Consider the following 13,981-nt stretch of genomic DNA (forward strand, 5'->3'; position numbering starts at 1 on the left):
ACGGGGAAGCGCCGCCCGGCGACCTAGGGTGGCCGCGTGGACGTCTCCGGCAGCCATGTCGCCTTCTTCAGCTTCCCGGGTTTCGGGCACATCCGGCCGACCCTGCCGGTGGTGCGCGAGCTGCTCGCGCGCGGGCACGACGTGTCCTACGTGGTCGCCGAGCGGTTCGCCGGCGTGGTCGCGGAGACCGGCGCCGACGTGCTCACCTATCCGTCGGCGTTCCCCGGGTCGATGCCGGACGTGCATACCGCCGACGACCTCGCCGTCGTGCTGGCGCACTACCTCGACGAGGCGTTCGCCCCGCTGGCCACCGCGTGGCCGCGGTTCGCCGGCCGCCCGGTGGACCTCGTCGTCGAGGACGTGCTGAGCACCGACGTCGGCGGGCTGGTCGCGCGGCGCGCCGGCTGCGGGGTCGTCCGCCTGTTCGCCGGGTTCGGCGGCAACGACGAAGTCCCGCTGAACGGCAGCGAAACCGAGCTGGCCGGACCGCCGCTCGACCCCGGGCATCCCGTGCTCGCGGCCTGCGGGGAACGGGTCAAGACGCGGCTGGCGCGCTTCGGCCTCGACACGCCATCGCCGGAACCGGCCCGGGGCGGGGAAGTCGTGGCGAACCTCGTGTTCGTGCCGCGCGCTTTCCAGCCGCGCGCCGAGTGCTTCGGCGACGAGTTCGTGTTCGTCGGCCCGACCGGCGACGACGGCGCGGCCGCCGGCAGCTGGCAGCCGCCCGGCGGGGACGTCCCCGTCGTGCTGGTTTCGCTGGGTACCTCGTCCAACAGCAATCCCGGGTTCTTCACCGCCTGCGGGCGGGCTTTCGCGGGCACCGGCTGGCGGGTGGTGATGACCACCGCCGGGCACGTCGGCGACGACGTCGCGGCGGCCATGCCCGACAACGTCGAGCTGCACTCGTGGCTCGACCACCGCGCGGTCCTCCCGCACACCGACGTCGTCGTCTGCCAGGCCGGGACGGGCTCCCTGATGGACGCGTTCGGCCACGGCGTCCCGGTGGTCGCCGTGCCGCAGCGGCCCGAGGCGCGGGTGACGGCCGCCCGGGTCGAACGGCTGGGCCTGGGACGCGCGCTGCTCGACGACGTGACCGGCGCCGACGTGCGCGATGCCGTGCTGGCCGTCGCCGCCGACGCGGCCGTGGCGAAGGAGGTGGCGCGGATGCGGGCGGCGATCCGCGCGTCCGGCGGCGCGAAACGGGCGGCGGACGTGCTCGAACGCGCCGTGCGGTCCACCGATGGGGAAACGGCATGAGCGACGACAAGCTGCGCGAGTACCTCAAGAAGGTCACCGCGGACCTGTACCGGACGCGCGAGCGGCTGCGCGACGCGGAAGACCGCGAGCACGAGCCGATCGCCGTCGTCGGGATGAGCTGCCGCTACCCCGGTGGCGTCCGCTCGCCGGAGGACCTCTGGGACCTCGTCGCCGCGGGCCGGGACGCGATCTCGGGCTTCCCCGTCAACCGCGGCTGGGACCTCGACGCGCTCTACGACCCCGACCCGGACCGCGCCGGCAAGTGCTACACCCGCCAGGGCGGGTTCCTGCACGACGCCGACCAGTTCGACCCCGGGTTCTTCGGCATTTCCCCGCGCGAGGCGCAGACGATCGACCCGCAGCAGCGGCTGCTGCTCGAAACGGCCTGGGAGGCGTTCGAGCGCGGCGGGCTCGACCCGGCGTCGCTGCGCGGCAGCCGGACCGGCGTGTTCGCCGGGGTGATGTACAACGACTACGCCACCCGCCTGACCGGCCTGCCCGCGAGCCTCGAAGGCTATGTCGGCAACGGGAGCGCGGCCAGCATCGCCTCCGGCCGGGTGGCCTACACCTTCGGGCTGGAAGGCCCGGCGATCACCGTCGACACGGCGTGCTCGTCGTCGCTGGTGGCGCTGCACTGGGCCACGCAGGCGCTGCGGCGCGGCGAGTGCTCGCTGGCGCTGGCCGGCGGGGTCGCGGTGATGTCGACACCGGTGACGTTCATCGGCTTCAGCAGGCAACGCGGCCTCTCGCCCGACGGCCGGTGCCGCTCGTACGCCGACTCCGCCGACGGCACGGGCTGGGGCGAAGGCGCCGGGTTCCTGCTGCTGGAACGGCTTTCCGACGCGCAGCGCCACGGTCATCCGGTGCTCGCGGTGGTGCGGGGCTCGGCCGTCAACTCCGACGGCGCCAGCAGCGGGCTCACCGCGCCGAACGGGCCTTCGCAGCAGCGGGTCATCCGGGCCGCGCTCGCCGACGCGGGCCTGTCGGCTTCGGACGTCGACGTCGTCGAGGGGCACGGCACCGGCACCACCCTCGGCGACCCGATCGAGGTGCAGGCGCTGCTGGCGACCTACGGCCGGGACCGGGCGGGCCGTCCGCCGCTGTGGCTGGGCTCGGCCAAGTCGAACCTCGGCCACACGCAGGCGGCGGCCGGTGTCGGCGGCGTCATCAAGATGGTCATGGCGCTGCGCCACGAGCGGCTGCCCCGCACGCTGCACGCCGACGTCCCCACGTCCAAAGTGGACTGGGACGCGGGCGAGGTGAGGCTGCTGCAGGAGGCCGTCGCCTGGCCCGCCGGCGACCGCCCGCGCCGTGCCGGGGTCTCGTCCTTCGGCGTGAGCGGGACCAACGCGCACACGATCCTCGAGCAGGCACCCGCGGCCGAACCCGTGGCCGAAGCGCCGGCGCGACCCGGGCCGGTACCGGCCGTGTTGTCGGCGAAGAGCGCGGAGGCACTGCGCGCGCAGGCCACCCGGCTGCTGTCCCGGGTGGACGGACAACGGCCCGCCGACCTCGCGTTCTCCCTCGCGACCACCCGCGCCGCGTTCGAGCACCGCGCGGTCGTGCTCGCCGAGACCGCCGAGGAGCTGCGGGCGGGGCTCACCGAGCTGGCCGAGGGACGGGCGCCGGCCGGTGAGACGCGTCCGGGCAAGACGGCGTACGTCTTCGCCGGCCAGGGCGCGCAACAGCCGGGCATGGGACGACAGCTGTCCGCCGCGTTCCCCGTGTTCGCGGCGGCCTTCGACGAAATCTGCGCGGGCTTCGCCGCCGCCGGGCTGCCCGGCCTGCGGGAACTGATCGACGACGGGGAAGCGCTCGGCCGCACCGAGGTGACGCAGCCCGCGCTGTTCGCCGTGGAGGTCGCGCTCCACCGGCTGCTCGTCTCCTGGGGCCTGACGCCGGACTTCGTCGTGGGCCACTCGATCGGCGAGCTGGCCGCCGCGCACGTCGCCGGGGTGTTCGACCTGCCGGACGCGTGCCGGCTGGTCGCCGCGCGAGCCCGGCTCATGCAGTCCGCGTCCGGCGCGGGCGCGATGGTTTCCCTGCGCGCCACCGAGGAAGCCGTCCGGCCGCTGCTGGGCGACGGGGTGTCGGTGGCGGCGGTCAACGGGCCCGAAGCCGTGGTCGTCTCCGGGGACGCCGGCGCCGTCGAGGCGATCGCCGCGCAGTTCGCCGAGTCGAAGCGGCTGCGCGTCAGCCACGCCTTCCATTCCCCACACATGGATCCGGTCCTCGCCGGGTTCCGTGCCGTCGCGGAGACGGTTTCGTATGCGCCGCCGAAGATCCCGGTCGTCTCCAACGTCACCGGCGAACCCGCCGACGTCGGCTCGGCGGAGTACTGGACGCGGCACATCCGGGCGGCCGTCCGGTTCCACGACGGCCTGCGGTGGCTCGCGGCGCACCGCGTCACCCGGTTCGTGACACCCGGTCCCGGCGGCGACACCGCCGCGATGGCCGCGGAATGCGTGCCGGACGCGCTGGTCGTCCCGGTGCTGCGGCGCGGCCGGCCCGAAGCCCGCACGTTCACCGAAGCCGTCGGCCGCCTGCACGTCGCCGGGTTCAGCCCGGACTGGACGGCCGTCTTCGCCGGTCGCGGCGCGCGGGCCGTCGACCTGCCGACGTACGCCTTCCAGCGCGAACGCCACTGGCTCGACGGGCAGCGGGCCGCCGAACCCGCCGGTGCGCTCTACCGCGTGGAGCGGGTTCCGGTGACCGGTGCCGGTCCGGCCCGGGACGCCGTCGGCTGGCACGAGCTGGACCCGGCCGCGGACGTCCCGCCGGTCGTCCACTTCCGCTGCGAGGCAAGCGGCGACGTCCTGACCGCCGCGCACGGCCTGGCGGCGGAAGCACTGGCCGCGTTGCAGGCGTGGCTGGCCGACGACCGCTACGCGCGGGCGAAGCTCGTCTTCGTCCTCCGGGACGCCCTGCCGGGCGCCGCGGTGCGGGGGCTCGTCCGGTCGGCGCAGGCCGAGCACCCCGGCCGGTTCGTCCTCGCGGACGTCGCCGCGGACGCCGATCTCGCCACGGCGTTGTCCGCGGTGCTGGCCACCGGCGAGCCGGAAGCCGCCTACGCGGGCGGCGAGGTCACCGTGCCCCGGCTCGCCGAGCCGCCCGAGGCCGAACCCGGCCCGGGCTTCGGCCCGGACGGCACCGTGCTGATCACCGGCGGCGCCGGGTCGCTGGGCGGGGCGCTGGCCCGGCACCTGGTCCGGGCGCACGGCGTCCGCAGCCTCGTGCTCGCCGGGCGGCGCGGCCCGGATTCCCCCGGTGCGCCGGAACTGCAAGCCGAACTGGCGGCCGAAGGCGCCGAAGTGCGGCTCGCCGCCTGCGACGTCACCGACCGGGAGGCGCTCGCCGGGCTGCTGGGCACGATCGAGTCCCTGACCGCGGTGGTCCACGCCGCCGGGGTACTGGACGACGGTGTCGTCGCCGCGCTCACCCCCGACCGGCTCGCCGCCGTCCTGCGGCCCAAGCTCGACGCGGCCTGGCACCTGCACGAGCTGACCGCGGGCCTCGGCCTGACCGCGTTCGTGCTGTTCTCCTCCGCCGCCGGCGTGCTCGGTGGCGCCGGGCAGGGCAACTACGCGGCGGCCAACACGTTCCTCGACGCGCTCGCCGCGCACCGGCGGGCGCACGGCCTGCCCGGGGTGTCCCTGGCCTGGGGACCGTGGACGCCGGACGGCGGCATGACCGGGCAGCTGACCGGCGCCGACGTCGCCCGCATGCGCCACGGCGGCGTCCGGCCGCTGGCGGCCCGCGACGCGCTGCGCCTGTTCGACCGCGCGATCGCCGGGAGCGACGCGGTGGTCGTGCCCATCGACTTCGCCGTCGACGCGCTGGACGCGACCCGGCCGCTGCTCGGCGGGCTGACCGGAAAGCGTGAACCCCGGTCCGGTTTCGCGGGGGTGCCGCCCGCCGACCGCCCGGCCGCCGCGCTCGACCTCGTCCGCGGCCAGGTCGCCGCCGTGCTCGGCCACGCGTCCACGGCGGCCGTGCGCCCGGACCGGCCCTTCGCCGACCTCGGCTTCGACTCGCTGACCGCGGTCGAGCTGCGCAACGCCCTCGGCCGCGAGACGGGCCTGACGCTGCCGTCGACGCTCGTGTTCGACCACCCGACGCCGCGCGCGCTCGCCGAGCACCTGCTCGGGGCGGCCGGCCCCGGCCCGGCCGAGAACGCGGCGCACGACGGCGACCCGATCGCGATCGTCGCCATGAGCTGCCGGTTCCCCGGCGGCGTCAGCTCGCCGGAGCAGCTGTGGCAGCTGCTGGCCGACGGCCGCGACGTCATCTCGCCGTTCCCCGCCGACCGCGGCTGGGACCTCGACACGCTCTACCACCCGGACCCCGGGCACCCGGGCACCTGCTACACGCGGGAAGGCGGCTTCCTCGACGACGTGGCCGGCTTCGACCCGGAGTTCTTCGAGGTTTCGCCGCGCGAGGCCGTCGCGATGGACCCGCAGCAGCGGCTGCTGCTGGAGACCGCGTGGGAGGCCTTCGAGCGCGCCGGGATCGACCCGGTGACGCTGCGGGGCAGCCGCACCGGCGTCTTCGCCGGGACCAACGGCCAGGACTACTCGTCCGTGCTGCGGGACGCGCCGGACGACGTCGCCGGGCACCTCGGCACCGGCAACGCGGCGAGCGTGCTGTCCGGCCGGGTCTCCTACACGTTCGGGCTGGAGGGCCCGGCGGTCACCGTCGACACGGCGTGCTCGTCGTCCCTCGTCGCGCTGCACCTCGCGGCGCAGGCGCTGCGCGGTGGCGAATGCTCGCTGGCGCTGGCCGGCGGGGTCACGGTGATGTCGACCCCGGCCGGGTTCGTCGAGTTCAGCAGGCAGCGCGGGCTGGCCGAGGACGGCCGCTGCAAGGCGTTCGCCGAGGCCGCCGACGGCACCGGCTGGTCCGAGGGCGCCGGGATCCTGCTGCTGGAACGGCTTTCCGACGCGCGGCGCCACGGCCGCCGGGTGCTGGCGGTGCTGCGCGGGTCGGCGGTGAACCAAGACGGGGCGAGCAACGGCCTCACCGCGCCGAACGGCCCGGCGCAGCAGCGGGTCATCCGCGCCGCGCTGGCCGACGCCGGGCTCGCACCGTCCGAAGTGGACGCCGTGGAGGCGCACGGCACCGGGACCCGGCTCGGCGACCCGATCGAGGCCCAGGCGCTGCTGGCCACCTACGGCCAGGACCGGGACCGGCCGCTGTGGCTCGGCGCGATCAAGGCGAACCTCGGCCACACCCAGGCCGCCGCCGGGGTCGCCGGCGTCATCAAGATGGTCCTCGCCCTCGAGCACGGGACGCTGCCGCGCACCCTGCACGCCGGCGTCCCGTCGGCGCGCGTCGACTGGACCGCCGGAAACGTCCGGCTGCTGGCCGAGGCCGTCGCGTGGCCCGCGGGCGGACGGCCGCGCCGGGCCGCGGTGTCCGCGTTCGGTTTCAGCGGGACCAACGCGCACGCCGTGCTGGAAGAGGCTCCGGAGCACGTGCTCCCGGAGTCCGGAGCGGACACTCCGGACACGGCGCTCTGGCCGCTGTCGGGACGGTCCGAAGCGGCGTTGGCCGCGCAGGCCGCCGCGCTGCTCCCGGTGGCCGAGGCCGGCCACGGGCGCCACGCCGTGGGTGCCGCGCTGGCCGCCCGGACGGCGTTCGACCACCGTGCCGTGGTGCTGGCGCCGGACCGGGACACCGCGCTGCGGAACCTGCGGCTGCTGGCCGAGGGCGGCGAAGGACCCGGCGTCGTGCGCGGCCGCGTGGCCGGCGAAGGCCGTTCCGCGTTCCTGTTCACCGGACAGGGCGCCCAGCGGCCGGGCATGGGACTCGCGCTGCGGGAGGAGTTCGGCGTGTTCGCCGAGACCTTCGACGCGGCCTGCGCGCTGTTCGACCGGGAGCTGGACGTCCCGCTGCGCCGGGTGATCGCCGAAGGCGGCGCGGACCTGGACCGGACCTGCTTCACCCAGCCGGCCCTGTTCGCGGTGGAGGTGGCGCTGTTCCGCCTGCTGGAGTCGTGGGGCCTGGCACCGGACTTCGTCATGGGCCACTCGATCGGCGAGCTGGCGGCGGCCCACGTCGCGGGCGTGCTGTCGCTCGAGGACGCCTGCACGCTGGTCGCCGCGCGCGGGCGGCTCATGCAGGCCCTGCCCGCGGCGGGGGCCATGGTGGCGCTGCGGGCGACGGAGGCGGAGGTCCGCCCGCTGCTCACGGCCTCGGCCGGGATCGCCGCGGTGAACGGCCCCGCCTCGGTCGTGGTGTCCGGGGCGGCCGAGGACGTCCTCGGCATCGCGGCGCACTTCGAAAAGCAGGGCCGCGACACCAAGCGGCTGCGCACCAGCCACGCGTTCCACTCGCCGCTGATGGACCCGATGCTCGCCGGGTTCGGCGAGGTCGCCGCCGGGCTGTCCTACCGGGACCCGGTGCTGGGCGTCGTCTCGAACCGCACCGGGCGCCCGGCCACCGCCGCCGAACTGCGCTCGCCCGAGCACTGGGTGCGGCACGTGCGCGACGCGGTCCGCTTCGCCGACGGGGTCGGCTGGCTGGCGTCCCGGGGCGTCACCCGGTTCGTCGAGCTGGGCCCGGACGCCGTGCTCGCGGCCATGGTCCCGGACTGCGTGGACGGCGAGGTGTTCGTGACCGCGACGCAGCGGCGCACCCGGCCGGACGTCGAAACCGTGCTCACGGCGGTGGCCGACGCCCACGTCCACGGGCTGTCCCCGGACTGGTCCGCGCTGGTCCCGGCCGGGCAGGAGCGGCCGCAGCTGCCGACGTACCCCTTCCAGCGCCGCCGGTTCTGGCCCGGTACGGCCGCGGGCCGGGCCGGCGACGTCGCCACCGCCGGGCTGGCCGCGAGCCCGCACCCGTTCCTCGGCGCGACGGCCGAGCTGGCCGGGGCCGCGGGTGTCCTCGGCACCGGGCGGATTTCCCTGCGCACCCACCCGTGGCTCGCCGACCACGGCATCGGCGGCTCGGTGCTCTTCCCCGGAACGGCGTTCGTCGAGCTGGCCGTCGACGCGGGGGACCGGGCGGGCTGCACGCGCATCGAGGAGCTGACGCTCGGCGCGCCGCTGGTGCTGCCCGCGGCCGGCGCCGTCCGGCTGCAGGTGCTGACCGGCGCGCCGGACGAGTCCGGGGCGTGCCCGCTGACCATCCACTCGCGACCCGAGGACGCGCCGGCCGACAGCGCCTGGACGTTGCACGCGAGCGGCGTGCTGACCGCCGGGGTCCCGGCGCGCGGCGAGGACTTCCCCGAGTGGCCGCCGCCGGGCGCGGAACCCCTGGAAACCGCGGGACTGTACGAGGAGCTCGCCGGCAGCGGGTTCGGTTACGGCCCGGTGTTCCGCTGCCTGCGGCAGGCCTGGCGGGCCGGCGAGGACGTGTACGCCGAGGTCGAGCTGCCGGAGGACGCGGCGGCCGACGGCGGCGCGTTCGGGCTGCACCCGGCGTTGCTCGACGCCGTCCTGCACGCGGCGGCGTTCCTGCCCTTCCCACCCGCCGCGCACGGCAGGCTGCCGTTCTCCTGGCGCGGGGTGTCCCTGCACGCCGAAGGCGCGCGCGGGCTGCGGGTGCGGCTGACCCGCACCGGCGAGGAGTCGCTCGCGATGGCCGTCGCCGACTCCGCCGGGCGCGCGGTGGCCACAGTGGACTCCCTGGCGCTGCGCGAGTTCTCGCCCGAGCAGCTCGCCGGCGGTCCGGTCCGGGACGCGCTCTACCGGCTGAGCTGGCCGGTCCATGCCGAGGGCCCGGCCGGCGTCCCGTCGTGGGTGCTCGCCCCGGAAGCCGCGCTGGACGCTCTCACCGAGGTGCCCGACGTGGTCGTCGTGCCCTTCGCGACCCGGCCGGTGCGGGAGGCGGCGCACGACGCGCTCGCTCTCGTGCGAACCTGGCTCGCCGACGACCGGTTCGCCGCGGCGAAACTCGCGCTGCACACCTGCGGCGCGGTCGAAACCGAGGAGGGTGCCGGGCCGGTCGACCCCGCGCTCGCCGCGGTGTGGGGCCTGGTGCGCTCGGCGCAGTCCGAGCACCCCGGCCGGTTCGTGCTGGTGGACTCCGACGGCGCCGGCGACCTCGCGGAGACCGTGGCGACGGCGCTCGCGACGGGCGAGAACCAGATCGCGGTCCGCGGCGGCGCGCCGAGGGTGGCCCGGCTGACCAGGGAATCCGAGGCTCTCGCCGTCCCGGCCGGAAACTGGCGGGTCGACATCGCCGACCGCGGCACCCTCGACGGGCTGACCGTGGTGCCGTGCCCCGGGTTCGCCGGACCGGTGGCGCCGGGCGCGGTGCGGATCGCCGTGCGGGCCGCCGGTGTCAACTTCCGGGACGTGCTCAACACGCTCGGCATGTACCCGGGCCCGCCCACCGCGCCGGGCCTGGAGGGCGCCGGGGTGGTCACCGCCGTCGGCGACGGCGTCACCCGCTTCGCGGCCGGCGACCGGGTGATGGGCATGTTCGGCGGCGCGTTCGGGCCGGTCGCCGAGGTCGACGAGCGCCTCCTCTGCCCGCTGCCCGCCGGGATGACGTTCGCCCAGGGCGCTTCGGTGCCGGTGGTGTTCCTGACCGCGCTCTACGCCCTGACCGACCTGGCCGGGCTGCGGCCCGGCGAACGCGTTCTCGTGCACGCGGCGGCCGGCGGCGTCGGCATGGCCGCGGTGCAGATCGCGCGGCAGCTCGGCGCCGAGGTGTACGGCACCGCGAGCACCGGCAAGTGGGCCACGCTGCGCGCGTCGGGTCTGCCCGACGACCACATCGCGTCGTCGCGGACGCTGGATTTCGAGCGCGAGTTCCTGGCCGCCACCGGCGGGGACGGCGTCGACGTCGTCCTCGATTCGCTCGCCGGGGACTTCGTGGACGCGTCCCTGCGGCTGCTGCCCCGCGGTGGCCGCTTCCTGGAGATGGGCAAGACCGACGTCCGGGACCCGCAGCACGTCGCGGCCGGCCACCCGGGCGTGGCGTACCAGGCCTTCGACCTCGTCGAGGCCGGGTACGACCGGATCCGCGAGCTGTTCGACCGGCTGCTGGCGTGGTTCGAGGCCGGGGTGCTGACGCCGCTGCCGGTCACCGCGTGGGACGTCCGGCGCGCGCCCGCGGCGTTCCGGCACGTCAGCCAGGCCAAGCACGTCGGCAAGGTCGTGCTGACCGTTCCCGCGCCGCTCGACCCCGGGGGCACCGTGCTGGTCACCGGCGGCACCGGCGGCCTCGGCCGCGTGCTGGCCCGCCACCTCGCCGCCGGCGGGGTGCGGCACCTGCTGCTGGCGAGCCGGCGCGGCCCGGCCGCGGACGGCGTCGACCGGCTGCGCGCCGAGCTGGCCGAGCTGGGCGCCCAAGCCTCGGTCGTGGCCTGCGACGCGGCCGACCGGGACGCGCTGGCGCGGCTGCTGGCGGACGTGCCGCGGCAGCACCCGCTGACCGCGGTGGTGCACGCGGCCGGGGTGCTCGACGACGGGCTGGTCGGCTCGCTCACGCCGGACCGGCTGGACACCGTGCTGCGGCCCAAGGTCACCGCGGCGGTCAACCTGGCCGAGCTGACGCGGGAGCTGGACCTGTCCGCCTTCGTGCTGTTCTCCTCGGCGGCCGGGGTGCTCGGCGCGCCGGGCCAGGCCGGCTACGCGGCCGCGAACGCGTTCCTCGACGCGCTGGCCCGGCAGCGGCGCTCGGCCGGGCTGCCCGCGCTGGCGCTGGCCTGGGGGCCGTGGCGGCCGGACGGCGGCATGACGGCCGGGCTGGCCGAGGCCGACGTCCGCCGCATGGCCCGCTCCGGCATCCCGCCGCTGCCCGCGGAGCAGGGGCTGGCCCTGTTCGACGCCGCGGTGGGCTCGCCCGACGCGGTGCTCGTGCCGATGCTCGTCGACGCGCGGGCCTGGGGCCCGTCGGACGTCCCGGAGCAGCTGCGCGGACTGGTCCGTCCCGGCTTCCGGCGGCGGACGGCCGACACCGGCCAGGGCGAAGCCGGTCTTCGGGAGCGGCTGGCGGGGATGTCCGGCGACGACCGGCGCCAGGCGCTGCTGGACCTGGTGTGCGCGCAGGCGGGCGCGGTGCTGGGCCACGGCGGCGCCGTCGACCCGGCGCGGGTGTTCAAGGAGCTGGGGTTCGACTCGCTGACCGCGGTGGAGCTGCGCAACCGGCTCGGCGCGGCGAGCGGTGTCCGGCTGCCCGCGACGCTGATCTTCGACTACCCGACACCGGCCGCGCTGGCCGGGTTCCTCGGCGAGGAGCTGTTCCCCGCGTCCGGGTCCGAAGAGGACATCCGCGGGGTGCTCGCGTCGATTCCGTTGGCGCGGGTGCGCGAAGCGGGCTTGCTCGACGCGCTGCTGAAGCTGGCCGGCCGCGCCCCGGCGCCGGAGCCGGTTCCCGAGTCCGGCGACGACGAGCTGGGCGAGCTGGAGGTCGACGACCTCGTGCGGCTGGCGCTCGGCGCCGAAGAGGGCTGAACGCGAAGCGGCCGCCCTGGTGCACCCCCCGACGGGACACCAGGGCGGCCGCCGAGCCGCCGGAAAGTGCTTTCAGGAAATGAAGAAGCGGCGCCGCCCGGCGGCCGTCGTCCGGCGGGTGGCGGCGCTGCGGACGAAGAACGCCAGTCCCGCGACGATGGTCACCACCCCGCCGATCACGCCGATCGTGTGCTGGCCCGCGTTGACGATGATCGCGACGCCGCCCGCGACGAGGATCAGTCCCATGACGAGGGAAACGAACGGGCGGCCGCCTTGTTCTTTGGCCATCGGAAAAACTCCTCGGAAACGGTGGTCGACGAAATGTCGTGTGTTCCGATTCAAGCACGGCGCACTGCGTGCCGATCAGTCCCAGAAAGTGGTCTTCCGGGCCGTGGAGGTGCAACTTTGGTTGCGGCGACAAGCCACCTTGTGCCGTAGCAGACCAGGCCGGGGAAGCGGTTCACTGGTCTTCAGGTACACGGGAGCGAAAACGGAGCAGGCGCTTGATCACAGCACGAGATCTGACGAAGCGATACGGGGACACGACGGCCGTGCGCGGCCTGTCCTTCGACATCAAGCCCGGCGTCGTGACCGGATTCCTGGGCCCGAACGGCGCGGGCAAGTCGACCACCATGCGGATGATCCTCGGCCTGGACGCCCCCAGCGGCGGCTCGGTGACGGTCAACGGCAAGGCCTACCGCGACCTGCCCGCGCCGATGCGGGAGGTCGGCGCGCTGCTCGACGCGAAGGCCGTCCAAGGCTCCCGCACGGCGTACCGGCACCTGCAGTGGGTGGCGCAGGCCGGCGGCATCCCGCGCAAGCGCGTCGACGAGGTGCTCGACACCGTCGGCCTCACCGACGTCGCGGGCAAGAAGGTCGGCAACTTCTCGCTCGGCATGTACCAGCGGCTCGGCATCGCGACCGCCCTGCTGGGCGACCCGCCGACGCTGCTGTTCGACGAGCCGGTCAACGGCCTCGACCCCGAGGGCATCTACTGGATCCGGACGCTGATGCAGGACCTCGCCGCCGAGGGGCGGACGGTCTTCGTCTCCAGCCACCTGATGAACGAGATGGAGGAGACGGCCGCGCACGTGATCGTGATCGGCCGCGGCGAGCTCATCGCCGACATGCCGATCACCGAGTTCACCCAGCGCAGCGCCCGCAGTCACGTCCACGTGGTCTCCCCGGACGCCACCGAGCTGGCCGAAGCGCTGGAGCGCGCGGGCGGCAAGGTGACGAAGCTGGCGGACGGCTCGCTCAACGTCGCCGGCCTCGACGCGCCGGAGATCGGCGACCTCGCGCTGGAGCGGCGGCTCGGGCTGCACGAGCTCACGCCGGTCCGGGCCAGCCTGGAGGCCGCGTTCATGGACCTCACCAAGGACAGCGTGCAGTACCGCTCGCACGGCGCGGCGCCCCCGGAGGAGCACAAGGTCCTCGAGACGGTGCGGGCGCTCGCGTCGGAAGGGAAGGAATGACGTGACGACCGCAACCGCGTCGCTGCCGGCGGCGAAGACTTCGCCCGGCATCGGGAACACGCTCGCCGCGGAGTGGACCAAGCTCCGTTCCGTCCGCTCGACCTGGGTCGTCGTCATCGCGGCGGCGGTGGTGAGCGTCGGGTTCTCCGTGCTGTTCAGCTTCCTGACCGAGCAGGACTACCAGAACCTGCCCGCCGGGCAGAAGATCGACTTCGACTCCGCCGGCACCAGCATGGTCGGCATGAACCTCGGCCTGATCCTGATCTCGGTGCTCGGCGTGCTCGCCGTGTCGGGGGAGTACTCGACCGGGATGATGCGCCTGACCCTGGCCATCACGCCGCACCGCGGCCGGGTCCTGGTCGCCAAGGCCGTCGTGGTGGGGCTGCTGGCCTTCGTCCTCGGCACCCTGTTCGCCTCGGCCGCGTTCTTCGTCGGCCAGCTGGTCCTCGGCCTCAACCCGGCCATCCCGACGCTGGGCCTCGGCGGTCCCGGCGTGCTGCGCAGCCTGCTCGGCTGGGGTGCGGAGATGGCGGCGTTCGCGCTGCTGGCGCTGTCGTTCGGCGTGATGATGCGCAGCGCGGCGGGCGCCATCGCCACGGCGATCGGCTTCATCTTCGCCCCGGCGATCCTCGGCGCGCTGCTGCCGACGTGGGTCCAACGCGACATCCTGGCCTACTTCCCGGCCTCGGCGGCGGAACAGCTCAGCACGGCGCAGCTGAAGCCGGACTCGGTGACCTACCTGGGTCCGCTGACCGGCGGCGGCACCCTGCTCACGTGGGTGGCGGTGGCGCTGGTGGTGGCGTTCTCCCTGATGGGCAAGCGCGACTCCGGCTGAGCACC

At 75.5% G+C, this 13,981-nt stretch carries 5 protein-coding genes; 4 read left to right on the top strand and 1 reads right to left on the bottom strand.

Features of this window, described 5'->3' with window-relative positions; translation table 11 throughout:
* The first annotated feature begins 36 nt into the window (after positions 1-36).
* Entirely contained in the window at positions 37-1,257 is a 1,221-nt protein-coding gene (locus BT341_RS19460) for a macrolide family glycosyltransferase (protein ID WP_072477658.1), read from the top strand.
* 11 nt (positions 1,258-1,268) lie between these two features.
* A complete protein-coding gene (locus BT341_RS19465; protein ID WP_425426486.1) occupies positions 1,269-11,666 on the top strand; it encodes an SDR family NAD(P)-dependent oxidoreductase in 10,398 nt (3,465 codons plus the stop codon).
* Between the two features lie 72 nt (positions 11,667-11,738).
* Here BT341_RS19465 and BT341_RS19470 read toward each other — a convergent pair whose 3' ends face one another.
* Positions 11,739-11,954: a hypothetical protein gene (locus BT341_RS19470; protein ID WP_072477660.1), complete on the bottom strand. Its 216-nt coding sequence runs from the start codon at positions 11,952-11,954 to the stop codon at positions 11,739-11,741.
* A gap of 215 nt (positions 11,955-12,169) precedes the next feature.
* Here BT341_RS19470 and BT341_RS19475 point away from each other — a divergent pair, with 215 nt between their 5' ends.
* Positions 12,170-13,141: an ABC transporter ATP-binding protein gene (locus BT341_RS19475; RefSeq protein WP_072477661.1), complete on the top strand. Its 972-nt coding sequence runs from the start codon at positions 12,170-12,172 to the stop codon at positions 13,139-13,141.
* 1 nt (position 13,142) lies between these two features.
* On the top strand, positions 13,143-13,976 hold the full coding sequence (locus BT341_RS19480) for an ABC transporter permease (protein ID WP_245805027.1): 834 nt from the start codon (positions 13,143-13,145) through the stop codon (positions 13,974-13,976).
* Positions 13,977-13,981: the final 5 nt, after the last annotated feature.

Source organism: Amycolatopsis australiensis (assembly GCF_900119165.1).
GTDB classification, from domain to species: domain Bacteria; phylum Actinomycetota; class Actinomycetes; order Mycobacteriales; family Pseudonocardiaceae; genus Amycolatopsis; species Amycolatopsis australiensis.